General features: G+C 59.9%; 24 protein-coding genes and 2 tRNA genes. 19 read left to right on the top strand and 7 right to left on the bottom strand.

The features are described 5' to 3' along the window. Nucleotides 1–183 precede the first annotated feature (183 nt). The 3 genes from ACNJX9_RS04425 to ACNJX9_RS04435 all read right to left on the bottom strand — a co-directional run bounded on the left by ACNJX9_RS04425 (nt 184) and on the right by ACNJX9_RS04435 (nt 3,245). On the bottom strand, nt 184–1,089 hold the full coding sequence (locus tag ACNJX9_RS04425) for a hypothetical protein (protein ID WP_439407941.1): 906 nt from the start codon (nt 1,087–1,089) through the stop codon (nt 184–186). A gap of 102 nt (nt 1,090–1,191) precedes the next feature. Then, nucleotides 1,192–2,610 (bottom strand): tyrosine-type recombinase/integrase, encoded by a 1,419-nt coding sequence (locus tag ACNJX9_RS04430; protein ID WP_439407942.1) that lies wholly within the window; start codon nt 2,608–2,610, stop codon nt 1,192–1,194. A 560-nt stretch (nt 2,611–3,170) separates the two neighbouring features. Beyond that, nucleotides 3,171–3,245 (bottom strand) — tRNA-Thr (locus ACNJX9_RS04435). 315 nt (nt 3,246–3,560) lie between these two features. Here ACNJX9_RS04435 and ACNJX9_RS04440 point away from each other — a divergent pair. From ACNJX9_RS04440 to ACNJX9_RS04510, 15 genes are all read left to right on the top strand, one after another. Then, the gene (locus tag ACNJX9_RS04440) at nt 3,561–3,743 is read left to right on the top strand and encodes a hypothetical protein (protein ID WP_439407943.1); all 183 of its coding nucleotides are present in this window, start codon (nt 3,561–3,563) and stop codon (nt 3,741–3,743) included. An 88-nt stretch (nt 3,744–3,831) separates the two neighbouring features. Further along, a complete protein-coding gene (locus ACNJX9_RS04445) occupies nt 3,832–5,496 on the top strand; it encodes an FAD-dependent oxidoreductase (protein WP_057759796.1) in 1,665 nt (554 codons plus the stop codon). 122 nt (nt 5,497–5,618) lie between these two features. Beyond that, nucleotides 5,619–5,927 (top strand): EthD family reductase, encoded by a 309-nt coding sequence (locus ACNJX9_RS04450; protein ID WP_057759793.1) that lies wholly within the window; start codon nt 5,619–5,621, stop codon nt 5,925–5,927. 266 nt (nt 5,928–6,193) lie between these two features. Further along, the gene (locus ACNJX9_RS04455) at nt 6,194–6,703 is read left to right on the top strand and encodes a hypothetical protein (RefSeq protein WP_057759790.1); all 510 of its coding nucleotides are present in this window, start codon (nt 6,194–6,196) and stop codon (nt 6,701–6,703) included. A 132-nt stretch (nt 6,704–6,835) separates the two neighbouring features. Then, the gene (locus tag ACNJX9_RS04460; RefSeq protein ID WP_439407944.1) at nt 6,836–7,660 is read left to right on the top strand and encodes an alpha/beta fold hydrolase; all 825 of its coding nucleotides are present in this window, start codon (nt 6,836–6,838) and stop codon (nt 7,658–7,660) included. Between the two features lie 157 nt (nt 7,661–7,817). Then, the gene (locus tag ACNJX9_RS04465) at nt 7,818–8,267 is read left to right on the top strand and encodes a DUF2948 family protein (RefSeq protein WP_057759785.1); all 450 of its coding nucleotides are present in this window, start codon (nt 7,818–7,820) and stop codon (nt 8,265–8,267) included. 169 nt (nt 8,268–8,436) lie between these two features. Continuing rightward, on the top strand, nt 8,437–9,732 hold the full coding sequence (gene hisD, locus ACNJX9_RS04470; protein ID WP_439407945.1) for a histidinol dehydrogenase: 1,296 nt from the start codon (nt 8,437–8,439) through the stop codon (nt 9,730–9,732). Next, on the top strand, nt 9,729–10,226 hold the full coding sequence (locus ACNJX9_RS04475; RefSeq protein ID WP_057759780.1) for a UPF0262 family protein: 498 nt from the start codon (nt 9,729–9,731) through the stop codon (nt 10,224–10,226). Before hisD ends, ACNJX9_RS04475 begins: the two co-directional genes overlap by 4 nt. Nucleotides 10,227–10,231: 5 nt before the next feature. Then, nucleotides 10,232–10,699 carry an arsenate-mycothiol transferase ArsC gene (locus ACNJX9_RS04480; RefSeq protein ID WP_057759778.1) on the top strand — a complete coding sequence of 156 codons (468 nt, stop codon included), beginning with the start codon at nt 10,232–10,234 and terminating at the stop codon, nt 10,697–10,699. Nucleotides 10,700–10,893: 194 nt separating this feature from the next. Further along, entirely contained in the window at nt 10,894–11,475 is a 582-nt protein-coding gene (locus tag ACNJX9_RS04485) for a Maf-like protein (protein WP_439410007.1), read from the top strand. 126 nt (nt 11,476–11,601) lie between these two features. Beyond that, nucleotides 11,602–11,784 (top strand): DNA gyrase inhibitor YacG, encoded by a 183-nt coding sequence (gene yacG / locus ACNJX9_RS04490; RefSeq protein ID WP_057759772.1) that lies wholly within the window; start codon nt 11,602–11,604, stop codon nt 11,782–11,784. Nucleotides 11,785–11,958: 174 nt separating this feature from the next. Beyond that, nucleotides 11,959–12,034: transfer RNA gene (locus ACNJX9_RS04495), tRNA-Phe, on the top strand. A gap of 85 nt (nt 12,035–12,119) precedes the next feature. Further along, on the top strand, nt 12,120–13,868 hold the full coding sequence (locus tag ACNJX9_RS04500) for a tyrosine-type recombinase/integrase (protein WP_439407946.1): 1,749 nt from the start codon (nt 12,120–12,122) through the stop codon (nt 13,866–13,868). A gap of 234 nt (nt 13,869–14,102) precedes the next feature. Next, the gene (locus ACNJX9_RS04505) at nt 14,103–14,279 is read left to right on the top strand and encodes a hypothetical protein (RefSeq protein WP_439407947.1); all 177 of its coding nucleotides are present in this window, start codon (nt 14,103–14,105) and stop codon (nt 14,277–14,279) included. A gap of 175 nt (nt 14,280–14,454) precedes the next feature. Further along, entirely contained in the window at nt 14,455–15,669 is a 1,215-nt protein-coding gene (locus tag ACNJX9_RS04510; RefSeq protein ID WP_439407948.1) for a PAS domain-containing sensor histidine kinase, read from the top strand. Nucleotides 15,670–16,592: 923 nt separating this feature from the next. Here ACNJX9_RS04510 and ACNJX9_RS04515 read toward each other — a convergent pair. Next, on the bottom strand, nt 16,593–16,937 hold the full coding sequence (locus ACNJX9_RS04515) for a response regulator (protein ID WP_439407949.1): 345 nt from the start codon (nt 16,935–16,937) through the stop codon (nt 16,593–16,595). Nucleotides 16,938–17,132: 195 nt separating this feature from the next. Between ACNJX9_RS04515 and ACNJX9_RS04520 the strand changes: the two genes are divergently transcribed. The 4 genes from ACNJX9_RS04520 to ACNJX9_RS04535 all read left to right on the top strand — a co-directional run bounded on the left by ACNJX9_RS04520 (nt 17,133) and on the right by ACNJX9_RS04535 (nt 21,729). Further along, nucleotides 17,133–17,519 (top strand): response regulator, encoded by a 387-nt coding sequence (locus tag ACNJX9_RS04520; protein WP_439407950.1) that lies wholly within the window; start codon nt 17,133–17,135, stop codon nt 17,517–17,519. Nucleotides 17,520–18,411: 892 nt separating this feature from the next. Continuing rightward, on the top strand, nt 18,412–19,308 hold the full coding sequence (locus tag ACNJX9_RS04525; protein ID WP_439407951.1) for a hypothetical protein: 897 nt from the start codon (nt 18,412–18,414) through the stop codon (nt 19,306–19,308). A gap of 39 nt (nt 19,309–19,347) precedes the next feature. Further along, nucleotides 19,348–20,976 carry a caspase family protein gene (locus tag ACNJX9_RS04530; protein ID WP_439407952.1) on the top strand — a complete coding sequence of 543 codons (1,629 nt, stop codon included), beginning with the start codon at nt 19,348–19,350 and terminating at the stop codon, nt 20,974–20,976. Nucleotides 20,977–21,132: 156 nt separating this feature from the next. Next, nucleotides 21,133–21,729, top strand: coding sequence for a hypothetical protein (locus ACNJX9_RS04535; RefSeq protein ID WP_439407953.1), 597 nt, complete (start codon nt 21,133–21,135; stop codon nt 21,727–21,729). A 631-nt stretch (nt 21,730–22,360) separates the two neighbouring features. On the opposite strand, the gene ACNJX9_RS04540 is transcribed toward ACNJX9_RS04535, so the two are convergent. From ACNJX9_RS04540 to ACNJX9_RS04550, 3 genes are all read right to left on the bottom strand, one after another. Then, the gene (locus ACNJX9_RS04540; RefSeq protein ID WP_439407954.1) at nt 22,361–23,659 is read right to left on the bottom strand and encodes a hypothetical protein; all 1,299 of its coding nucleotides are present in this window, start codon (nt 23,657–23,659) and stop codon (nt 22,361–22,363) included. 134 nt (nt 23,660–23,793) lie between these two features. Beyond that, entirely contained in the window at nt 23,794–24,333 is a 540-nt protein-coding gene (locus ACNJX9_RS04545; RefSeq protein ID WP_439407955.1) for a hypothetical protein, read from the bottom strand. A 182-nt stretch (nt 24,334–24,515) separates the two neighbouring features. After that, nucleotides 24,516–24,992: an RNase H family protein gene (locus ACNJX9_RS04550; protein WP_439407956.1), complete on the bottom strand. Its 477-nt coding sequence runs from the start codon at nt 24,990–24,992 to the stop codon at nt 24,516–24,518. Nucleotides 24,993–25,150: the final 158 nt, after the last annotated feature.

Below are 25,150 nucleotides of genomic sequence, written 5' to 3' on the forward strand. Positions count from 1 at the left end.
CGACCAGAATGCTGCGCTTGAACGCATAGCCGTACACAAGAGGAGTCCTTGCATCTCATATTACGCTCCCGCTCGTGAGCCGACGTGCAAGTTCGGCGGGCGCGCAAAATCAAACGCGACAGTCTGGTGCGTTTCGCATCCGTTGATCCATTGCGTTATCTGTTTCGATGTAGTCCTGATTACTCAATCGGCGTGGTTGCCGCCTGAGCAAACGTTGAGGTGACTAAAGTCTGACCTGTTTGCGTTGTAAAAATAGCAGAAGGCGCTGTGGTGGGTGGCATTGCCGGTTTGATATGCGAAGCACCCTTGAATCAGGAGCGTCTTTTTTCCGGCTTCAACGTCCGCGTCCATAAACTTTTCGTCCAATGGGAGGCTGAGTTGTGAGGAGCTAAATCCCGAGGTCGGGAAAACGACGCCAGCCAACGGTCGCGGCTGGATACCGACGCACTTCCACATAAAGTCAGTCATCACACGGGCAAGCGTGCCGTCCGTGTCTTCAGCTGCTGTAGCTAGAACAGGAGCCACATCGTATACGAACGCAAGGGCGGGCTCTTTTCCAGTGTTTTGGTACTCAACTATTGCTTTGTTTTTTTGCCCCGCTGCAGGCTTTGCTTCGAGCCTCGTGTCGCGTGGACCAATCCAAGCGCGCTGCGCCTGAAGCATTGCCTTGTCGGAACTCTCAGCTTGCCTGCTTGCAATCTCGGATTGTCTGGTGGCCGCGTCGGCGGCACGCTCCGTTGCGTCAGCTGCGTCTTTTGCGGCGTCAGCCTGCTGCTTGATTGGTTCGTAAACCTTGATCATCTCGTACACTTGGTAGCAGACGGCGATCAGGGTCATCGTGATGACGATTATGGTCACCCATTCTCGAAATTTTTTGCCGCGATCTTCGCGCTGCTCTTCTCGACGGAGGGCGCGTCCTTCTTGACGGAGAGTATCTATGAGAGCTGCGAAATCGTCGGAAACGCCAACAGGATTGCTCGTTGGGCTAACCTCAGCCGAGCGAGAGACGAGTTCAGCACGGTACACGTCCCATAGGATCAGGCAGAACAAAGCAATCCATGGAGACAGAATAATAAGCCAAATGCCCACTTGAAGCCGCCCCATAAATCTGTGCGGTGCAATCTATAACCAAGATCACTGCTTCACGGGTACTTCAAGCGTGCATTGGACGCTTTACACAGCTTATGCGACTTATCGGAGCGCAACGGCGACTGTCTCTCGCTCCGCCATCCGCATCCCGCTCGCGGCCTTCGTCCCGACGATCCGCCGCAGCTCCGCCGTGACTCCGTCCAGCACCGCGCGCTTTTCCTTCATCCGCTTGGAATGGTTGTAGACCTTGCCCGTGACTGTTGGGACGACCACATCGCCCTTCTTACTGATGGCATGATCGAGGCACTTGGCAATGGCCGCATCGTCAAAACCGAGATCGCCGGCCAATGTCGCCGCCGTCCGCCGGAGGTCGTGCGGCGTGAACCGCTTGAGTCCCAACAGATCGCAGATGCCGGGTGTCTTGGTCTTGTCCTTGTTCTTCTCGTTCATGGTGCCGCGCAGGGCGTCGGCCATCGCCTTGCGGTGGATCGGCTGGCCTTTGTACATGGGGCTCTCGAAAACGTATTCCTGATCATGAGAGGCCAGTGCTTCCTTGATGATCTCAACGGCCAGATCAGACAACGGCTGCTGGATCACGCGCCGCTTCTTGACCCGCTTGAGGGGAACGTCGAAGCGCGGATGCTGGCCGTCGAGGTCGAACAGTTCGTCTCGGTGCGCGCCGAGCAACTCGCGAGAGCGGAGCATGGTGACCAACTCGAACTTGAGAGCGAGCCGCGTCCGGCGGTCATAGGGGAGGTCATTGCGGTCCAGCCCATGCCAGAAGATCCTGATCTCGTCCTCAGAGAGGACGCGGGTACGGGGATGCTCGGGGTCCAGCTTCGGCAGATTTACGCACGGGCTGGCAGTCACGTAGTCGCGCCCTGCCTCTGCGGCCCAGTTGAACAGGCCGGAGGCTGCTTTCCGCATATGGCGGGCGTTGCTCACCGATGGCTTGCCGAACTTGCCGGCGACGATGTCGTTCGACAGTGTCGCGATGTCGTGCTTGGTGACCTCCATGGCCAGCTTCTTGCCGAGGCGGGGGCGGATGAAGCGGTCGAGGTGGCTCGCCGTATGTTCCCAAGCCTCCAGCCGGGGGCGCATCTCGCCATCCGGCTTCTTGACCGGCGTCTTCATCCACGCGATGCGCTCATCGATGATCTCGGCGACGGTCTTGCCGCGCTTCACCTTCGCGGTCTTCTGGTCGCGGAAAGTCTCCGCAAGGGCCTCGCCGCCCATGCCCTTGAGGCCGTAGACCTTGCTGCGGGCGTCCTCGGCCGTGAAGGTCTCTTGATTGTAAACGCCGAGCCAGCCGGTGCGCTGCTTGCCGGTCTGCCGGTCAGTGAACTTGAAGGAGAAGGTCGCGACGCCTGCGGTGGTGATGCTGACGTAGAGACCGGGGCATTTGCGGTCATAGAATTTGGTGCGCTTGGCGACACGCTTCTCGCACAGGCGGTCGGTCAGAATGACGCTGCTGTTGCGGCCCCGCTTGCCGGCGGGGGAGGGGACGATGGTAGTATTCATGTGGTTTCGGCTCCTAAGGCTTGGGACCAAAGGGCTCGGCTTTTTCAGGCTTTCAGTTTGTCGTGCGGACGCTGAAAGGCTTAGGGCCGGGCCCTTGTTTTGGTGAAGCCCGCTGAAACAGCCCGCATCAGGCTAATCAAAAGCCGCCTGTTTTAAAGGGTTTTCTTAGTTTCGGCGTGTTTCACCAAGTGCCAAAATATAGACGTGTGGTCCTGGCCGTCGTCGCTACGGTCAAGCCTTTGCGGAGGCGGCACTGGCGTCAACCGGCGCGGTGTCGGTGAATTCCGTGAGGCGACGGTGACAACAAGAATTCGTCGCCGGGGAGAGCACGGTATAAGCCGTCCGACCATCGCGCAGGGAAGGCCGCGTGTTCGGCGTCACCTGTATGCTGCTGTGCGGTCTCCTTGCGCTACACTTTCGCGCAGCGGACCGCGGGTGCCCGTCGGCACCCGGTCTTCCCTGCGCCCTCTTCAAAGAAGGAGGGCAATGCAGACGCGCAAAACTCGGGCGTTTCGTGCCGCGAGAATGCTTGGTCACGCTCATTTTCAAAGATGAAAAAATGGTGCTGCCAGACAGGATTGAACTGTCGACCTCTCCATTACCAATGGAGTGCTCTACCACTGAGCTACGGCAGCATGTGCTGGGATCAGAATCGGCCGCTACGGGGGGCCTACCAAGCGGGCCGATATCTGCCACAGGCCTCCCCGCTGTGCAAGCTTGCAAGACCCATCCAAACGAGAAAATCGGGCCGATACAGGGGTTATTACGGCTGTTTCGGCTCGAAACGACCGACTTTTCGGCCGATTTCGGTTCCGGCCCCGCCAACTGGCCAGTTGGCCGGTGCGACGGATTCGACCCATTTTGGATTTCGCACGATTGGGACCATCAGGGCCTCTTGAGCTGCCGCAATCGCAGGGCATGTTACTGCGGACCCGCTGTATGGACCCGCGATGGCTGACCAGAACGACAAGACGACGAGACAACACCGCTCATCGCGGGACGATCGCCTCAAGTCGGCGCTGCGGGAGAACCTGAAGCGGCGCAAGGCGCAGGCGCGCGAGCGCGCCGCAAGCGCCGACCCCTCGCAAGATGGCGATGGGTCCCTAGATGAGGGCACCGCCGGCGAGACCTGAGACGGAAAGCGAGCGGCTGAAAATTTTTGGAGTGCATGCAGTGGCCACGGGGCAAGACGAATCACAACGAACCGATCGCGACGCGCAGATGGCGCGTTTCACCCGCCCCGAGCAGACGTTTCCGACGCTGACGCCTGCCGAGATCGAACGTCTCAGGAATTTCGGCGAGCTTCGCACCTATAAGGACGGCGAACTGCTGTTCGAGACCGGCAAGCCGGGGCCGGGCATGTTCGTCGTGTTGAAGGGCGATGTCGCCATCAGCCAGCGCGATGGGCTCGGCAATGTGACGCCGGTGATCGACCAGGGGCCCGGCCAGTTTCTGGCCGAGCTCGGCCAGCTCTCCGGCCGCCCGGCGCTGGTCGATGGCCGCGCCGAGGGCGAGGTCGAGACGCTGCTGTTGCCGCCGGAGCGCCTGCGCGCACTGCTGGTTGCGGAAGCCGAGCTCGGCGAGCGCATCATGCGCGCGCTGATCCTGCGCCGGGTCAATCTGCTCCAGGCCGGCGTCGGCGGCATCGTGCTGATCGGTCCCTCGCACTCGGCCGGCGTGGTGCGCTTGCAGGGCTTTCTCACCCGCAACGGCCAGCCGCATCATCTGCTCGATCCCGACAAGGATCGCGACGCTGCCGAGGTGATCGCGCGCTATTCGCCCAAGCCGGAGGATTGGCCGCTGGTCGTCACGCCTGAAGGCGCGGTGCTGCGCAACCCCGGCGAAACCGAGCTTGCGCGCGCCATCGGCATGATCGGCGGCCCGCGCAATGACCGCATCTACGACGTCGCGATCGTCGGCTGCGGCCCGGCGGGGCTTGCGACCGCCGTGTATGCGGCGTCGGAGGGGCTATCGGTCGCCGTGCTCGACATCAGAGCCTTCGGCGGCCAGGCCGGCGCCAGCGCGCGCATCGAAAACTATCTGGGCTTTCCGACCGGGATTTCCGGCCTGGCGCTGACCGCGCGCGCCTTCAACCAGGCGCAAAAATTCGGCGCCGACATCATGATCCCCGTCACCGCAAAGTCGCTCGACTGCACGCGCAAGGACGGCGCGTTCGCCGTGGCGCTCGACGGCAGCGATCCCCTGCGGTCGCGCTCGGTGGTGGTCGCCAGCGGCGCGCGCTATCGCCGGCCTGATATCGCCAATCTCGACAAGTTCGAGGGCCGCGGTGTCTGGTACTGGGCCTCTCCGGTCGAAGCAAAACTGTGCGCCGGCGAGGAGGTGGCGCTGGTCGGCGCCGGCAATTCGGCGGGACAGGCGGCGGTGTTTCTCTCGGGCCACGCCCGGAAGGTGCTGATGATCATCCGCGGCGGCGGCCTTGGCGCCAGCATGTCGCGCTATCTCATCGAGCGCATCGAGGCGACGCCGAACATCGAATTGCTGTTCAACACCGAGATCACGGCGCTCGAAGGCGACGAGGCCTCGCTGCTGCGGCGGATCCGCTGGAAGAGCCGGCTGTCCGATGACGAGGATTCCGCCGATATCAAGAATCTGTTTCTGTTCGTCGGCGCCGACCCCGCCACCGGCTGGCTCGATGGCTGCGGCGTGACGCTCGATCGCGGCGGCTTCGTCGTCACGGGCGCGCAATCCGAGCAGAACCAGGGCAGGCCGGTGGCGCCGCTCGAGACCTCGGTGCCGGGCGTCTACGCCGTCGGCGATGTCCGCTCCGGCTCGGTCAAGCGCGTCGGCGGCGCCATCGGCGAGGGCGCACAGGTGGTGGCCTCGCTGCACGGCTATCTCGGCGACGCCGCAAAACCGGCGCTTTAGTCAAGGATATGACAAGGAGATGGCAAGTCGAATGTGGCTTGCCATCTTGCAGTGTCCCACAGACACTCACTGCGTCGCGACCAATCGCGCGTGGAAGAACAAATATTCAACGGGAGGACTCAATGGCCGAACTCGTCGTGCTCTACAAGACGCCCAAAGACGCTGCCGCCTTCGACAAGCATTATGCCGAGACCCACATTCCGCTCGCCAAGAAGCTTCCCGGCCTGAAGAAATACGCCGTCAGCACCGGGCCGGTCGGCTCGCCCGCAGGCCCCTCGGGCATTCACCTCGTTGCCATCCTCACCTTCGACACCGTGGGCGACATCCAGAAAGCGTTCGGCAGCGAACAAGGCAAGGCGGCAGCCAGCGACGTGCCGAAATTCGCCAGCGGCGGCGCCGATTTGCTGATCTTCGACACCAAGGAAGTGTGAAAAACTTGGATCTCGTAGCCCGGATGGAGCGAAGCGTAATCCGGGACAGAATCGCTGAGGCGCGAGAATCCGGATTTCGCTGCGCTCCATCCGGGCTACAGACGGCTGCCGCATGCGACAGCGCTGCAAAAAATTCAGTCATGCGTTTGTCGATTCGCACGATCACGCATGGCTGGACGCGCATGTGTGATCGTGCCGCATGTGGCAATTCGATGAGGAGCGTAATATCAATCTCCTGATCTCAACGCAGAGATAGGAGAGATGCCATGGTTCTCGGGATGAGCCTGCAAGCCTTCACACTGGTCCATGTCGTCATCAGCCTGATCGCCATCGCAGCCGGCCTCGTCGTGATGTTCGGCCTGCTCGGCTCGAAGCCGATGCCGGGCCTCACCGCGATCTTCCTGCTCTTCACCATCCTGACCAATGCCACGGGCTTTTTGTTCCCGTTCAAGCAGCTCTTGCCCTCCTACATCATCGCCGGCATCTCGCTGGTGCTGCTCGCGATCGCCTGCATCGCGCTCTACGGCATGAACCTCAAGGGCGTCTGGCGGCCGATCTACATCGTGACCGCGATGATCTCGCTCTACTTCAACGTCTTCGTGCTGATCATCCAGTCGTTCCTGAAGATCCCCGCTTTGGCCGCGCTCGCACCCGCCGTGCCACCGGCGCCGCCGTCGGGCCCCGTGTTCGCCGTGGTGCAGGGCATCGTGCTGGTGTTCTTTGTGGTGCTGACCATCGGCGCCTGGCGCCGCTACAGGCCGATGGCGTTCGCCTGATTTGATCCCGTCATTCCGGGGCGTCGCGCAGTGACGAACCCGGAATCTCGAGATTCCCCGGTGCGCGATTGCGCACCTGAGGTTCACGCTTCGCGTGCCCCGGAATGACTGAACTCACTCAAGGAGCCCCCAATGCCCACCATCACCACCAAGGACGGCGTCGAGATTTTCTACAAGGATTGGGGCTCGGGCCAGCCGATCGTGTTCAGCCATGGCTGGCCGCTGTCGTCGGACGACTGGGACGCGCAGATGATGTTCTTCGTCACGCGCGGCTATCGCGTCATCGCCCATGACCGCCGCGGCCACGGCCGCTCGGCACAGGTCGCCGACGGCCACGACATGGATCACTACGCCGACGATCTCGCGGCGCTGACCGCGCATCTCGACCTCAACAACGCCCTCCATGTCGGCCATTCCACCGGCGGCGGCGAGGTCGTGCATTACATCGCCCGCCATGGCGAGTCTCGCGTGGCGAAGGCCGCGATTCTCTCCGCGGTGCCGCCGCTGATGCTGAAGACCGAAGCCAATCCCGGCGGCCTGCCCAAGAGCGTGTTCGACGGCTTCCAGGCCGCGCTCGCCGCCGGCCGCTCGGCGTTCTATCGCGACATCGCGGCCGGTCCCTTCTATGGCTACAACCGTCCCGGCGCAAAACCGTCGGAAGCGGTGATCCAGAACTGGTGGCGCCAGGGCATGATGGGCGGCGCGAAGGCGCATTACGACGGCATCGTCGCGTTCTCGCAGACCGATTTCACCGAGGATCTGAAGAAGATCAACGTGCCGGTGCTGGTGATGCATGGTGACGACGACCAGATCGTGCCTTATGCGGATTCCGCGCCGCTGTCGGCCAAGCTGCTCAAGAACGGCACGCTGAAGACCTACAAGGGTTTTCCACACGGCATGCCGACGACGGAAGCCGAGGCCATCAACGCGGATCTGCTGGCGTTCTTCAAGAGCTGAGCGGATCGCTCTGCTTGCGGGCGGGGGTGGGATGTCTCAGCGACGCTGACCGGTGTATCCTTCGAGCTCGCAGCCGCCGCGCCGGCTGCGAGCTTTTGGATATTTCGGCGCCGGCGCGCGTTGAGGCCTGTTCGCCCCTCGAGGAGAAGTGCCGGTGATGTCTCCCCCACTCAAACTGATCGCGCTCGATGCCGACGATCTTGCCGTGATCTCGACCCATGTGCAGGACGCCCGCGTCCAGCCGTCCGACATCATCTGGCGGCAGGGCGAGAAGCGCCTGGTGGTCGGCATGAGCCGGCTGGACTGGGAGCAGACGCTGGCGGGCGAGACCGAGCCGCGCCGGCTGGTGTCGGCGCTTCGTTTCGACCGGGTGCTGGCCTGCAAGTCGCGCAACATCGACCTGGCCTCGCCGGACAAGATCCTGGACCTCGTCGGCATCGAGTTTCATCCCCAGGACGGCCGCAACGAGGAGCCTGGCGGTAGTGCATTGCTGCTGTTCGCCCAGGGCGGCGCCATCCGCCTCGACGTCGAATGCCTGGAGTGCGAGCTGACCGATCTCGGGGCGGACGAACTGGGAACGGGGGTAGCGATCGAGGGGGAGGGGTGAGGCGGCCGGTATACCAGTGCAAGCAGCCCAGGTTGCCGCCGAGCCCGCCAAGGGTTGCCAAGGGTTGCCAAGGGTTGCAAAGGGTTGACGCAGCTTCCCCGCCGCGCCATTGAGCAGGGGGCCGGTGAGCCGGACTGCGCCCCCTAAACCAGCAGAAGCCAAGCCAAAAATGCCCGTTCGTCTCGACCGCAGCAGTGCCGATTTTGACCAGCGATTCGCGGCCTTCCTCGCCGCCAAGCGCGAGGTCTCGGCCGACGTCGAGGCCGCCGTGCGCGCCATCGTCGACGATGTGGCAAGGCGCGGCGACGCCGCCCTGCTCGAGGCCACGGCCAAGTTCGACCGGCTGACGCTGGATGCATCCGGCCTTCGCGTCTCGGCCGCCGAGATCGACGCCGCGACAAAGGCCTGCGATGCGGCGACGCTGGATGCGCTCAAGCTCGCGCGCGACCGTATCGAGACCTATCACCGCCGCCAGCTGCCGAAGGATGAGCGCTTCACCGATCCGCTCGGCGTCGAGCTCGGCTGGCGTTACACCGCGATCGAATCCGCCGGCCTCTACGTGCCGGGCGGCACTGCCGCCTATCCGTCCTCGGTGCTGATGAATGCGGTGCCTGCCAGGGTTGCGGGCGTGTCGCGCCTCGTGATGGTGGTGCCGTCGCCGGACGGCAAGCTCAATCCGCTGGTGCTGGCAGCGGCCTCGCTCGGCGGTGTCACCGAGATCTACCGCGTCGGCGGCGCGCAGGCTGTCGCCGCGCTCGCTTACGGCACCGCGACGATCGCGCCGGTCGCCAAGATCGTCGGCCCCGGCAATGCCTATGTCGCCGCCGCCAAGCGGCTGGTGTTCGGCAAGGTCGGCATCGACATGATCGCCGGCCCCTCTGAAGTGCTTGTCATTGCCGACGACACCGGCAATGCCGACTGGATCGCCGCCGATCTCTTGGCGCAGGCTGAGCACGATGCCAGCGCGCAGTCGATCCTGATCACGGATTCCGCGCGCCTGGCCGCCGATGTTGAGAAAGCCGTTGAAGCGCAGCTGAAGACGCTGCCGCGCGCCGCGATTGCCGGCAAGTCCTGGGCTGATTTCGGCGCCGTCATCATGGTGAAAACTCTCGTCGAGGCCATCCCGCTTGCGGACGCGATCGCCGCCGAGCATCTCGAGATCATGACCACCGACCCCGACGCGCTCGCCGCAAAAATTCGCAACGCTGGTGCAGTGTTTCTCGGTGCGCATACGCCGGAGGCGATCGGCGATTATGTCGGCGGCTCCAACCACGTGCTGCCGACGGCGCGCTCGGCGCGATTCTCTTCGGGCCTCGGGGTCGCCGATTTCATGAAGCGCACCTCGATCCTGAAATGCGGCCCGGACCAGCTGCGTGCGCTGGGGCCGGCTGCGATGACGCTCGGACGAGCGGAGGGGCTGGACGCCCATTCGCGCTCGATTGGATTGCGCCTCAATCTGTCATGACAAAGCCGCCCGAACAGGACGACTCGACCAATCGCATCGTTGCGGTCACCCTCGACGAGGACTCGATCGGCCGTTCCGGGCCCGACATCGAGCATGAGCGTGCGATCGCGATCTATGACCTGATCGAGCAGAACCTGTTCGCGCCCGACGGCGCCGAAGGGAAGGGCCCGTTCACGCTGCATATCGGCATCAGCGGCAACCGGCTGATGTTCGATATCCGCCGCGAGGACGGCACGCCCGTGGTCGCGCACCTGTTGTCCTTGACGCCGTTCCGGCGGATCGTGAAGGACTATTTCATGATCTGCGACAGCTACTACCAGGCGATCCGCACCGCGACCCCCGACAAGATCGAGGCCATCGACATGGGCCGCCGCGGCATCCATGACGAGGGATCGCGCACGCTGCAGGAGCGGCTGAAGGGCAAGGTGCGGGTCGATTTCGAGACCTCGCGCCGGCTGTTCACGCTCATCACTGTCCTGCACTGGAAGGGTTAGGTGCGATGGCGGGTCCGCCACGCGCACGCGATCCGCAATCGGTGCTGTTCGCCTGCGCGATGAACAGCGTGCGCTCGCCGATGGCCGCGAGCCTGCTCCAGCATATGTTCCCGCAAGGCCTCTACGTAAAGTCCGCCGGAGCCAGGAAAGGCGAGCTCGATCCGTTCGCGGTCGCCGTGATGGCCGAACTCGGCCAGGACATCTCCAGCCACAAGCCGCAGACCTTCGAGGAGCTGGAGGACTGGGAGGGGCTGAATTTCGACCTCATCATCACGCTGTCTCCGGAGGCGCATCACAAGGCGCTGGAGCTGACCCGCACGCTCGCCGCCGACGTCGAATATTGGCCGACGCACGATCCGACCACGATGGAGGGCAGCCGCGACCAGAAGCTCGCCGCCTATCGCGAGGTCTGTGACCAGCTCTTGATGCGGATCCGCCGGCGTTTCGCGAAAGTGGGCGCCGCGAGCGGATAGAGGCCGTAACACCTGCGTCACAGACCGAGGGCACACGCATGTCGGAAACCTCGAATCAGCAAAGTCCGGGTTCCGGGTTGTGAAATCAGCCCCCTTCCGATAGGTTCCGCGCGCAATTCACCTCTGCCTGATCCCCCAAATCACCTGATGCTCGGCCGCCCAAATTCGTACTTGCCTCCGGTTCGCCGCGGCGCCTGTCGCTGCTCAACCAGGCCGGCATCGACCCCGATGCGCTCCGGCCGGCCGACGTCGACGAGACGCCGCGGCGGGGCGAGCTGCCGCGCGCCTGCGCCAACCGCCTCGCGCGGGCCAAGGCCGATGCCGCGCTGAAATCCGTGCAGCTCGACGACGAGCTGCGCGGCGCCTTCATCCTCTCTGCCGACACTGTGGTGGCGGTCGGCCGCCGGATCCTGCCCAAGGCGAACCTGGTGGACGAAGCCGCGCAGTGTCTGCGGCTGCTGTCGGGCCGCAACCACCGCGTCTACACCGCGATCTGCCTGGTGACGCCACGCGAGGCCTTCCGCCAGCGCCTGGTCGAGACCCGCGTCCGCTTCAAGCGGCTCTCGGAGGACGACATCCAGGCCTATATCGGCTCCGGCGAATGGCGCGGCAAAGCCGGCGGCTATGCCGTGCAGGGTATCGCCGGCTCGTTCGTCGTGAAGATGGTTGGCTCCTACACCAACGTGGTCGGCCTGCCGCTCTACGAGACCACGACGCTGCTCGGCGGCGAGGGCTTCCCGATCCGCTTCGGCTGGCTCAACGCCACCACGGTCTGACTGGAATCTCGAAAACAACCCCATGCACAGTAGGATCGGCCGGCGCGGATTTTGCGCGGCGGCCCGAGAAACCCGTTTGCTGCCGGGCCCTTGAATGCCCCGACCTCGTGTACAGCTATCCCGACCATGGACGACCAAATCAAAAAGCCCGCCTCGCCCCTCAGAACCTGCCCGATCTGCGGCAAGCCGCAGGCGCAAGCCACCCGCCCGTTCTGCTCCTCGCGCTGCCGCGACGTCGATCTGAACCGCTGGCTGAAAGGCTCCTACGTCATCCCTGGCAGGGATGACGAGGTGGATGATGTAGAATAGCAAGTAATATCAACATCTTATCTTGGCGGCCGGCACGCCGTGGCAAGCCCGCCCGAGCTTGTACACAGCCGGGCCGCGCCCCGCGAAGCCGAAGGCGAAGCGTGGGTGGACAGGCAGCTCTCGGCCCACTATAAACCGCCCGCTCGATGGGCTTTGGCCCCTCTCTTGGAGCACGCCCAGGTAGCTCAGTTGGTAGAGCATGCGACTGAAAATCGCAGTGTCGGTGGTTCGATTCCGCCCCTGGGCACCATCCTCTTGAAGGTTGCTGATCCTTCAATAAGTTAAGCCCTTACAGTGACTTGCGCTCGCCCGACTGTGTAACAACGGTGAGCAACATGCTGTATCGGGTGGTGCGTCCAATGAAGCGCGACGGCTCGCGGTTCCAGCTCTATGTTCGGCGGATTCCGGTGGATGTGCGGGAGCGGCTCGTGGGTCGCACGCTGCACTTTCCGCTCGGGGACGTGACGCTTCCGGTGACAATCAAAGCCAGCTCGCAAGCTGTCCGGTTCTCGCTGCGTTCAGATGATCCCGCAGAGGTGAAGGTGCGGGTGGCTGCGGCCGACCAATATCTGGATCGCGTCCTTCGCGCCTTTCGGGAAGATAGCCCGACTTCCCTCACCAACGCTCAAGCAACGGCAATGGCCGGGCGCCTTTACAGAGCATGGGCCAGAGGCGAGGGACGCGAGCGGACGCAGGCCGTGGAGCAAGGGCCAGACGGAAAGATGCATCCGGTGCCGCATGACCCTGGGGATGATGCTGCGATCTTTGAGGCAACGCTGTCCCGTCTCGCGCGCTTAGAGACCATTGGTAAGCACGAGATGGATAAGCCGCGAGCGGAGCGCCACGGGCTCAGCCTCGACCACCTTCCTCCACCCGATCAATCGCCCGATCCTGCGGCTCTAGAGATTCGTCTAGGGCTGCTCGTTGACCGTCTGCTGTTGTCTGAAGGCATTCGCCGGGTTGACGATGCATCGCGTGGTCTCCTGCTGCGTGCCTTCTGGCTGGCGTTGCGGGATGCGCTTGAGGCCCGCCTGCGAAATGCTCAAGGCGATTACACGCCTGATGCCAAGTCTGAGCGCTTCCCTGCGTGGGTGTCGCCGAACACGAAGCAGCCCGGTCCAGCGAAAGGCGGCTCCCTAACCTCGTTGGTCGAAGGATGGTGGGTGGAGGCAAAGGCTCGCAATCTCAAGCCTAGTACGCACGAAAGCTACAGCAATTCGATGTCGGCGTTTGTTGTTTTCCTCGGCCACGATGATTGCAGCCGCGTAACGAAGAACGATGTGATTGCCTTCAAGGATCATCGTCTAGCAGCCATCAATCCTCGCACCGGGAAGCCTATCTCAGCGAAGACGGTGAAGGACAGCGACCTCTCCGGGCTCAAGGCAGTGTTCGGATGGGCGGTCTCCAACGGGCGCATGCACGACAACCCTGCTGAGGGTGTGACGCTCAAGGCGTCGAAGCCCCGCAAGCTGCGCAGCAAAGCGTTCACGGAAGCTGAGGCAAAGGCAATCCTTGCGGCGAGCTTGAACGTGAAGCGCGGTGGAGAGTTGCCCGAGACGTTCGCGGCGAAGCGCTGGGTGCCGTGGCTTATGGCTTACTCAGGCGCTCGTGTTGGTGAGATGGCGCAACTGAGGAAGGAGGACCTCAAACGCAATGGTGACATCTGGTTTCTGACTGTCACGCCCGAGGCCGGCACCGTGAAGACCAACGAGGCTCGGGATGTAGCGCTGCACCCTCATCTCGTGGAGATGGGCTTCGTGAAGTTCGTCCAGTTAGCGCCCGCTGGTCACCTCTTCCTACGACGGTCAAAGGACGGCGACGTGCTGGGACCGCTTCAAGGTATCAAGAATCGGCTTGCGGAGTTTGCTCGCGAGGTTGTGCCTGACGAGGGCGTTGCGCCAAACCATGGCTGGCGGCATCGCTTCAAGCCGGTTGGAGTGAGGGAGGGCATTGACCGCCGCACGCTTGATGTGATTTCGGGGCACGCGCTTGAGGGGCGAACGGTGGCTGACGGTTATCATGGTGTTGAGCTTGAGGACCAAGCAGCAGCCCTTGCGAAGTACCCGCGATATGAAGTGACCTAGCTTGTCCGGGTATCCAGGTTCCCCAGCCAAATCCCGTCGGCGGCTATGACTGTCTGAAATTATTGAGGTATTTTGCGCTGGGTAACTGACGTACCCTGACGCTGCCCCTAACAGGTGCCCCTAACGCTCTTTCCGAAAGGCGGGGCGGTGGATAGTGGGGACATCTAGGGCGCTCCCTAAAATCCGCGCTTTTTGGATCCTCAGTCTCAGGGGTTTCCGAGGAGACCATTTCAAATGGATGATGATTTTTGCCGCGAGCGCATTCGAACAATCAAAGAGCTTGCCGACAACGCTGATCCATTTATTAGGCGTCGTCTGCTGGAGCTGGCTATCCACTACGAGAAGCGTTTGATCGTCGGCGCCAAGCAGGAGGCCACACTGCCTCGCCACTCAAACGAACTGATCGCCTAGTGGCCCCTCGCTTCCGTTAGGGCATTGCGGCGAGATGTCCGGGGGCGGGCGTAAAGCGGAAGCTCCCCACCGCTGGTCAAAACGGCGTTGTTGACCCGAAGCGGACCAGCGGCCGCTTGGCCGTACGCCTGGATGCGCTTAACATCTGGCGCGAGTATCAAAGTTAGAGCAAGTGATGAAGCGCCGCATCTCTTTGAGTGGCTCAGTCCCGACTAATCCTCCTTTCGAGTTCCCTAGCGGACTGGATGCGAGGTTCTGTGAGGTCATGGATGTAGCCCCGGTGATGATCTGGGTGTCCAACACAGACAAGCAATGTGTCTGGTTTAACCTGCCTTGGTTGATTTTTACGGGCCGGGATATCCAGCAAGAGATCGGCGATGGCTGGTCGGAGGGCGTTCATCCGAAGGATCTTGATCGCTGCCTGCAAACTTACATCAGCCATTTTGACGCACGGAAGGAATTCCGGATGGAATATCGCTTGCGTCGTTATGATGGCGCGTATCGTTGGATCCTTGACACCGGCATTCCTCGTTATGCGCGGGACGGTTCTTTCCTGGGATACATCGGGAGCTGCACCGATATTCATGAGCACAGGGAAACTCAGCGCGAATTGCGCAGTCGTCTCCTCGAGGTCGATCAATTGAGGCGACGGGCCGAAGCTGCAGAGCTGAAAAATATAAAGCGCACCTCGGAGTTGGCTCAGATGAATCGCTTCAACGTGGCGGGCCAGCTTGCTGCGACGATTGCACACGAATTGAACCAGCCGCTCGCGGCCATTCTTACAAACAGCGAGTCCGGCAGGGTCTTGCTTGATTCGTCTGCGCCGAATCTGGAGGAGCTCAAGACAATCCTGGCCGAAATCAAGCGAGATAACCAGCGCGCCAGCGACGTACTAAACCGGGTGCGGGAGTTGTTGGCCAAGGCCCCGTTTCAGCGCAAAACGAACGATTTCAATGGAATTGTCCGAGATACGGTCGAGTTGTTGTCGAGGTTGGCGACTTCACGGGAGGTGGATCTCGGCAGCGAGACCCAGTCGGAAGAATTGCTGGTCGAGTGCGACCGTACTCAGCTTCAGCAAGTCATCATCAATCTCGTCTTGAATGCCATGGACGCGACGGCGGCCATGCCGCGGGTCAACCGCAAAATTGTCGTGACAACAATGCGCGTCGAGAATTCCGCTGCGATCGCCGTATCGGACAACGGCCCCGGCGTCGACAACGCCGAAATGGTGTTTCAACCATTTTACACGACCAAGTCCCACGGCATGGGAATGGGATTATCCATCGCCCGTGCGATCGTTGAAGCCCATGATGGTCAGATATGGGCGGAGAACAAGACCGCCGGTGGCGCAGAGTTTCACGTCCGCCTGCCGCTATTAGGTACGTTCTAGCTAGAGACGTCCGAGTCTGGCCCATCGCTGCCGTATCCGGCGGTCGAGGACATGTCGGCTGTGAGGCGTAGACCGGACCTAACTTAAACCGGGCCAAACGTCGCGATTGACCCTCAACGGATATTTCCGAAGCGTGTGACCCGAGTGCGTAAATAATGTCGGGGTGTCCGAAATCCGTAGCAACCATTGCCAGAAAGGCGCATAGTCCAAACATCATTGGCAACGGCTCTGTCCGTAGGCGCCGATGGCTGAGAGACCGATTGCGCTCCCCCTGCACAACCAGGGAGCGCGGCCATGTTAGTACGGCGCGGAGTCTGTCGTCCGTCCCAACAAGAAATCGACGAAATAGAAGTGTTACGAAAGTTCGTCAGGGAAGCCCGAGACGTACTGACGCGATTTCCTGTCCCCGACACGTTCCTCGGGAGGAAAACACAAGAGCCTTTCCCGCGAGAGGCTTGCTCCGCAAAAATTCCGAATGATTCACATAGTTAAGTTCCAGAATCACGAACAAGGTGTTTGCTGGCGGCATCCTTCGCGAGGGGGAAGTCACAATGCCTCATCGTGTGTACCGCGCGTTAGAGCGGAATTGCCAAGTGCAGGCTGCCCTGACACAGCACAAACAAACGAGAGAAGAACTCAAAAAAATGCAACGGGAGTATAAGGTCATTGCCGATTGGCTAGAGAGCCAACCGCCGGAGGCAGATCGGCCTCCTGATGTGCAATAGGTGCATCAGTATTGACAAAGAGCTTGCCGCCCTCAAGCGTGTCGGGCCCCTGATAGACGATCAGACTGGCGCTGGCCCCGATGGCTGAAGTCGTCGAAGACCTTAAAACAGAGCGGGCCACACTGCATTGGGACGAGAACAGGACCAGTGAGTAAAGCCGCCTCGGTTGATGGTTGTTTCGATGGCGTCTGCTTGTGGTTATGGCAACAATTGAGCGAAGCAGCGTTCAAGCTGTTCTATCGCAAACGGCTTTTGCAGCCATGGTCGTCCGCTAAATTCCTCTGGCACTCCGTCCGCTCCATAACCCGTTGCGAACGCGAACGGGATGTTGCGATGCGCGAGAACCTCCGCCACAGGCGCGATGCTATCGCGGCCTAGCCTTACATCGAGCACGGCGAGGTCAAAGGCATCGTCATTTGCGTGCTCCAATGCCGAAGGCAAATCACCGGCTTCGGCCGCGACGGTATGGCCAAGCTCCGTCACCATTTCAGCCACCATCATGCGGATGAGTACTTCATCTTCCACCAAAAACACCGAAGCCATTGGCTGCCCCTTAACTACTGCTCAGTGACCTTCTCTATGTCAGAAGGGATGATCTGGTAAACATGGAACCGGTCCTGAGCGCTCGTCAAAAAGGCTGTCTCCCCAGATGCCCGGGGCTGCCCAAATGCATTGGAACGTTGTGTGCACTTTTGTACTTAGCACGCAGCCACAACGGAGTGGGCTGGAGGGCGAGCCGTGCAAAATCCATTGCGGATATTGATTGTCGAGGACGATTACCTCATTGCGGCAATGGTCCGGGAAGCGCTGGCAGAGGGAGGCTTCGAGACCGAGGTAGTTGCCTCCGGCCAGGAGGCGCTAGCGCTGCTTGACGACGACCATAAATACCGCGCGCTTGTGACAGACATTAATTTGCAGGACGCACACACGGGCTGGCAGGTGGCAAAACGCGCGAGAGAATTATCCGCCGACCTTCCCGTAGTTTACATGACCGGCGCTGCTGCTGACGAGTGGGCGTCGTGTGGCGTGCCCAGCAGCGTTCTTCTGACCAAGCCATTCGCGCCTGCGCAGGTCGTGACCGCTGTGTCTCAATTGCTAAACAATACGCCGCCGCCAAATGAGTAATGCCGCATGAGTTGGCGCCCTCTTATTCCACGTTGACTTCTGCTGTTGGCCCTTCAGCGACATCGGAAGGTTTCTGCTTCTCCGCCGCTGTTGGGCTTAAGCGGACATCAAGCGGCTGCCTGCCGCTCAATGAACATGCCCTAGTTAAACTCCCTGCCTGCGAGGTATTCGAGCGCGGTCTTTTGGCATATCGGGGTGGTGCCAGAGTCGGTTCGGCGAGCGCGAAAGGCCGCTGGCCGGTGCCGAGAGGATATCACGTTAGAGGCCGGAGTGGAGCGCGGGAAGCGGAACGTGACGGTTGTCGTTTTGGCCCGCATGGCCAAAGCCCTTAAGACGACGCCTGACCGGCTGCTAATGCTGGTGCGGAAGGGGAAGCCTTGAGTGCACCGGCGGTCCTCGCTTGGCCCGGCAGTCGGCCGCAGGGCTTTGACAATCTCACTTTCTGGTTGCGTGTCGTGAGCGGGATGACATAATTGCGCATCCTGATGCTTGGGGGGGCGATGGAAAAGACGGGACAGCCGCCAGATGACTCTTCAGTGCTTCAAGCGCCCGAATTACCAGGGGGCTTGTTGAACCGACTGAAGCAAACATTCTCAAAGGCGTATCGTATAGTCCGACCGCTGAGCGACGATGAGATCCAAGCCAATATGCGTTCTTGGCGAGAGGAACTCGGGATTCATTCTGCGGACGATTTTCAGACGCTTGCTGTGCGTCCCAACAGATGTTGCGTGATGAACATACCGGGTGTGGGAGAGCGGTGCAGCTCTGCCCCCACGGACGATTATGGCTGTCAGAAGCTAGCTAAAAAATTTCATCCTGACGCGACTGCTCATTTCTATCCTCAAAATCCATGTGTGAATGGTTGTCCGACTCTCGGTTGAAGAGGAAGAGAATGCGCATGTCGGTGCGCCGGCAAGTAGCCACTTTTGTCGCCGCGCTACCGATCATCCTTCCAGGTTGCGCCGGCATTGTTCCCTCTTATGACATTCCAAGAGACCCCCATAGTGGGGCACCGACTGTTTCATCAATCGTGCGAAGAGTGACATGCGAACTCGCGAATCTGATTGCGCCCGGCGCACCGCACGAATTTGAGCTGCTCACCGGCCAATACGACGTTGCGGTGCAACTCGATCTAACGGTCAATGATACGGGCGGTCTGGCTCCATCAGCCAGCTATCTCAACGGTCCATTCACATTTAGCGCAGGGGCCAAATTGGAACAATCAAGAGAGCAGTTCTTCTCTGAGAAGCTCTTTTTCTCCCTGTTGGATTTGAGAGATGAAGTCGAGGACAACGAAATCGAGTATAGAGAAGGCAAAGTCAATTCTAAGATCACTGACTGTGCTAGCTATGCCGACACGAATCTTGCGGGCGACCTAGGGATTAGACAAGCCGTCGATTTGGCGCTTGGGAGCAACTATCTTAAGACGACCGCGAAGGCATCGGATCAAGGCGCGTTTGGCGGATACATCAACTTTATTGTGACCAAGAACGTGAACGCCGTCGGCCCAACGTGGACCTTAACTCATTTTACCGGCCCCGGCGGGCTTGGCTCGCTCTCCGAGGTTAACACTGACAAGTTGACCTTTGCGTTCGCTGTCCCCGATGTTCCGCTAACAGCCGAACAATTGAGTGCGAGGGAACGAGCAAGGAAACGGGCTAGACTAGCTCCCAGGACTGCCGAGTCCAGGCCCCGACGAGCTATCAATGGTAGAGCAGAACAGCTGATACAGCAGCTACAGGTCAACCAGATCAGTAACCGATTGAATACTATTCGGGCCCTTCAATAGAGCTGAGAGCCTGCCCATAGGTTTGCGGAGCAGACATAGTTGAGCCGTCTTACTTTTATCCTATCTTTTCTGCTGTTGATCTCGGTACCAGCGCTCGGCGCCGAGCGGGTCGCGTTGGTCATCGGCAACGGGGCGTACATGAGAGTGCCAACTCTTCCGAATCCAACACGAGATGCGGCGGACGTTGCTCGTGCTTTGGAGCGCCTAAACTTCAAGGTCACGCAAGTAAGCAACGGCACCGCCGTCGATATGCGCAAAGCGATTGTCGAGTTCGGCCGCGCTGCGGAAGGCTCCATGATGGCGGTCGTTTTTTACGCAGGCCATGGCATGGAGGCTGGAGGAGAAAATTGGCTGATTCCGACTGACGCGGAATTGAGGAACGACACAGATGTCGAAAGCGAAGCCGTTAGCCTGAGGTCCGTTAATCTTCAGGTTAGCAAGGCGCGACAGTTGGGATTGATCATTCTCGACGCCTGTCGCAACAACCCTTTTGAAGCAAAAATGAAGCGGTCGTTGGCCACCCGCGCCGTTGCACGGGGATTGGCCCCGACGGAACCAACCGACAATGTGCTTATTGCATATGCCGCTCGTGATGGGACAACCGCGAGTGATGGGGAAGGGAAGAACAGCCCTTTCACGACCGCGCTCCTTCGGCATATCGAGACACCCGGATTGGAAATCTCATTCCTTTTTCGTCGAGTTCGTGATGATGTCATGACGGCTACGAAGCGCGAGCAGCAGCCCTTTGTGTACGGGTCGCTGTCGAAGGAGGAGATCTATCTTAAAGGACCGACAGCAAGCATTCCGAATGCTCCGGTTTCAAGCGTCCCCATCTCACCTGTTGTGCCTGCGCCCCTCGAATCTAAGCTCAACACCGACAGCGGTGCGCCAAAGGAAGCGCCGGTCGCCAGCGCAGCAACGGCTGATCGCGGAGCTTTCACACCTGAGGACAGTCAGCGAGTAGCGGCAATAGCGGCCAAACAGCAATTGAAGATGCCGGAATTCACCATCGATCCTGGCAAGTCGGATTCGGCGGGAACGAATTCGAAGTTTGTCGGAGTGTGGTCCAGCAAGCGGGGATGGGGTGGCAAAGGCCGCAATGCGATGCTGATCATTACTGATGTCTCGGCGACCGGCTTGGCTACTGGGTTCTATCTCTGGGGGCCTCCGACAAAGGCATCCTGGGTGCAAACTCCTGCGGGGTACACCAAGTTTGCGGAGTACATCGACAAGGGCACTTTCTCGATGAAGTCCAGCGAAACGATCACCGCAAGATTAGACACGAAAAACGTTATCAGCCTGTCGAACTTTAACCCCGATCATCCGACCGAGCGGCCAACCGTCGATCTCTATCCGGTGTGGCAGTTGGTTAAGCCAACGCTGGCGGGGAGCTCTCCGGAGCTATCCCAAAAGCCGAAGGAGCCTTCGACCAATCCGCCGTCGTCAACTATCAATCGCGATGACCAATCGCATTCGGCGAAACAGGCTCAAAAGCCGAGCGGGGATACTCGATGTGACAGGATGCATGATCGGCTCGGCTGTCTCTGCGCACTGCAAAACGGAGGCGGCATCTCGCCGGATGGTAAAAGCTGGTGGTCGAAGCGCCGCACGACTGATGCTCCAAATGAAGGTTTTGTTCGATGCCAAATCCGAGCGGGCAGGACGTAGCATCTGGCTTGTTCAGCGAAATCAGGGGGCTTGGCAAGTGTTCCATCGAATCGGAATTACGAGAGCTAAGGCGGATAGGTGTTCGTCCCTCTGCGTTCGAGAACTTTGGTAGATATGAGCAGACGGACAATTGGCGTCCCCAGAGGCGACTATTCTATGAATACTAGCGCAATCATCGAAGGCATGCAGTGTGATCGCGACGTCATTTTGGAGCGGCTTAGTGCGCGTATATCGGACCTGAAGACATACGCAAACCTGCAGAAAGACCTTTTGACGTCCGACGTTTCTAAAAATTCAGATTATAGAAGAAACTTCAACCGCTTCTATAAGATGCGCAGCAAGCCGGCCGACTGGTATCGCATGTTCTTCGATCTGCTAGAACGCGAGAAGCACAATGTCACCCTCACATTCGAGGATGTGATTCGAGAGATCTTCGCTCGTTGGGGGGAGGTGCATCCATCCTTTGCCTCAAAGCTCGTGGCTACAATCAACCCTGAGTGTCCGGTCTACGATAAGGAGGTTTGCAGAAATCTAGGCATTAGAGCAGTGACCGTGACTAACCCGGAAAGACGGCTGAACGCCGCAATCGACAACTTTCTCGTGCTTCAAGGTTTTCATGCGAAGGCTAAGGGAATCCGAGGCATCTCAGAGCTAATTGATGCATTTGACCAGCATTTTGAGCAGTTCGTCACTTTCACAGCCATCAAGAAATTAGACCTAATGCTGTGGCAATGGCGTCGCCTGGAGAATTGATGACGGACTGCTGAGCCGCAATAGAATGGTTTTGCCGTGGCTGCGGTATCGACCACCAATCGTCATCAAACTCGGAGACAAGGCGTTATGCGCTCGTGTTGGCGAGGCTTGAAGTTACTCCAGTGGGATTGAGGTCTGCTCGGTCATGTTGGGAGGCGCTACGCCAAGGAGTAACCCACTAGTTCTCGTGTGAGATGAATGGGGATGATGGCGGTGATAGTGCCTGAACATGGGGGGAGTACGGAGGCGTTGAACCCAGGCATGGAAGCGAGCACGGAGCCCGCGGTCATTGAGCAATGAGGACATGGAGCCTCTACCTCACCCTCTTCCTCGCGCATGTGCATTGAGTCATGGCGTTGGGTTCTTGTCGTTGGGCACACGCATATGGGACCTTCGAAGTTGGTCCGGTGTGGAGGTGATGGCTACTCGGTCACTTCGAGGCTATAGCCAAGGAGTAACCCTCTTGGTCCCGGCATCATGCCAACGGTGATGATGAAGGGAGAAACACACATCAACACCAACTCCCAAGAAGCTGATCCTCGAAGCGCTGGCTTGTGGCCCTTTGCCTAAAGGCCGACACCTAGAGACCTCCCTCCCTTTAGCGGAGACGTAAGAACTTAAGCATCTGTACTTACGATGGAAATTCGATCTTTACAGTCGCGCGGCGGACCCCGGTACGGATCGCCAGTTCGTACTCCATGGCCGACCTGACGGTCTCGGCCTCGGACTGAGCAGCCAGCAAGGCATCGTGCAGCGGCAAAACTGGAACCCCGTTCCTGAACAGGTGCGAGACCACGGCAATCAGAACGTCACTTTCGATCCGCATCAATCGATACCCGACACCAGTTCCAAATAGATGAGCAATCGGCTCGTGCTTGCGGCGTACGAGTTCGACCGCCTCCTTGAATTTCATTTCCTTCGGGAAGTGCTCGTGCGAACCATAAGGCCAATTTTTGAGCCCTTTCTCCGCAAACAGCAGGGCGTTGGTGAGGATCTTCCAACCTTTGCGCAACGACCTGTCGCCGAGAACATCATAGAAGTCGCCGCCCGGCATGTCGGCTCCGGCACGCACGTAAGCGAGGAACGGGTAGAGCTGCTCGTAATCAACATCTGCAATTTGTTCGCCGTTGATCCGTATTCGACGAAACCGATCCTTTCGCTTCATGGACATCCAGAATCCGCCCGAAAGGCGCCCGCCGTGCTGCCAATTGGCGTTGTTGAAGGTGCGGCGCAATGATCTTCGAAAGAACGCAACCACCTGCCCCTCCTCATCGATCTCCAAGGGACAGTCGTCGGCCAGCAATTCGATGTTGGTGGTGACAAGCCACTTGTTGATGCGATCAATTTCGCGGTGCCATGCCGACGTTCTTTTGGTCTCCCGATAATCCAGGAGTGGCGCATTCCCGTTCTTGTCTTTGCGACCTTTGAGGATGATCGGCTGTGCGTCCGGCTCCCTTCGAATGCTGCGCTGGGCAAAGGCGCCAACCGGAAAATGCTTCGTGAGGCCCTGTCCCAGGACGAAGAGCGATGGCGCCTTGCTCCGACCCCGGACGTTGTAGCCCGTTTGGTAGCGACCAACGAAACGAAGGGCCTCCAGCAATTCGATCAAGTGAAGGAAATGCTGGCCGTAGGCCGGATTCGCGTAAGCGCCTCGACCCCAAATCGTTCGGTGAGCGAGCGGAACAGCCAACTGTGTTCCCGTCCCGACCATCGAAACCACGAGCAGATTGCAACATGTCGTCTCCACCGCGAGTCTGAAGCCGCGATCCGCCGCGCTACTTCGGCGCCTTGACCTTGCTTCCGTCACGATCTCCTGGTCTTCGAGGTACTGACGGAACGAGTTAATCGCGGCGGTCAGCTTGGGATCGTCAGCTCGAAGCTGCGGGTCAAACCAGATGAATCCCGCGTCCTCCTTTTGCTGCTTCAGCATGCGAGCCCCTGCTGCCTTCGGGGCGCGAAGTGACCGAGATAGATCGCCAACCTTGACGGATGTGGTCCGCGCCACCCGATCTCTCCCGTGAGCTGCCTTTTCACGAAATGTGGTGACCATCTGACGGAGCGACTTCAACGTTCAAACTTGAGGATCTCGGGATGCTTGCCATAGCGCTTCACCTTGAGGGCCAGCACCCCAGCCAAATGCTTCTCGGTTGCCCATTCGCATCGCTCCTCGATAGCTTGCCCGATCAGCCTCAACACCCGGCCCGTGCTTCTCGCGTACGCATGAAGCTCGATCCTGAAGTTCCTTCCGTTCTTGTCCTGCTGCGGCCAAACGCGATGATAACCGCTGGCGAGACGATGGGCCGCCTTTGCGGCTTGGACCAAACGAAACTCCTTCACGCGATGCGAGCCGGGATCTTCCTCGATGAGTGCGGTGATGGCGAGGTGGATGGCAAGAAGCCGCTCGGGCTTGATGCCCTTCTTGCGTAGACGACCAAAGGCGATGCCCGAGCGAGCTTTGGGAGATAAGCCGCGCAATCGCGTGGCGATGTCGTACGGAGATTCTTCGAGAAGAAGCGCGAGCCGTGCGATGGCTTCCTTGATCTGGGTGTCCGTCTCAAGGCGAGGCCGAATGTACGAAGCCGCTGCGGCGAGATAGGGCTTCAACTCCTTGGCGCGATAGCTTCGGTGCCAGTGACTGCCGTGGCGGGCTTTGTGCTCGACGTGGCGCTTGCAGTGGAAGGATGCGAGCCCAATTCCTAGGGACCGCATAGTTGGCTGCGGACATCCGGGCGTTGCACAAACGATATTCCTTGGATCGCGACCGTATGGCAAACGAGTAATAGCGCTCATTGATCTTGTGGGTCGATCGGACCAAATGCCCCTCGCGGAGAACCCAGCTCCCCGCCGCGATGTTGTCTTACAGTCACCGCGATCAAATCTAGGAGCTTAAATGTCTCTTTGTAATCCGGGTGGTTTTTTGAATATCTGGCTGACGTTGCAGTTATGTTGCGCTGCGTGCACTGTTCGTGTGAGCGTTTCCACCATTCAACGTAAGCAGGGTCTTTACCCTGCGTATTCTTCCAGCCGTTCTTGATCCATGAGGGCATGTAAGTCGTGATCGTTTTAGCTACATAGTCAGCAGTTGTGATGATGTGGACGGCAGAATGATCCGGGGCCGCCTCTAAGATCCGAAAGACGCCAACGGCGTAAGCTTCGTTCTCAGAACTGCTGTAAGAGTCGATAGGTTCCGCATCTCGATCGATAATCTCTCCATTATCTTGAAGCTCCCAAGCGAAGCCAGCGGGTCCAGGCTCATCGAACAAGCCGGGCTCGTCCGTTGCAACCAACAAGGCGTCAAATGAGCTTGGTGCCGAGCTTGTTCTCTTCCTCGGAATGAAGTTGTGCATACTAATTTGTCTCACGTTATCGGATGACATGAAGCGATGCACGCCGCGCGTTCGAAATCAAGCAGAAGGCGACA

Origin of the sequence: Bradyrhizobium sp. BLXBL-03, from assembly GCF_051853015.1 — a bacterium.
Taxonomy (GTDB): Bacteria; Pseudomonadota; Alphaproteobacteria; order Rhizobiales; family Xanthobacteraceae; genus Bradyrhizobium; species Bradyrhizobium manausense.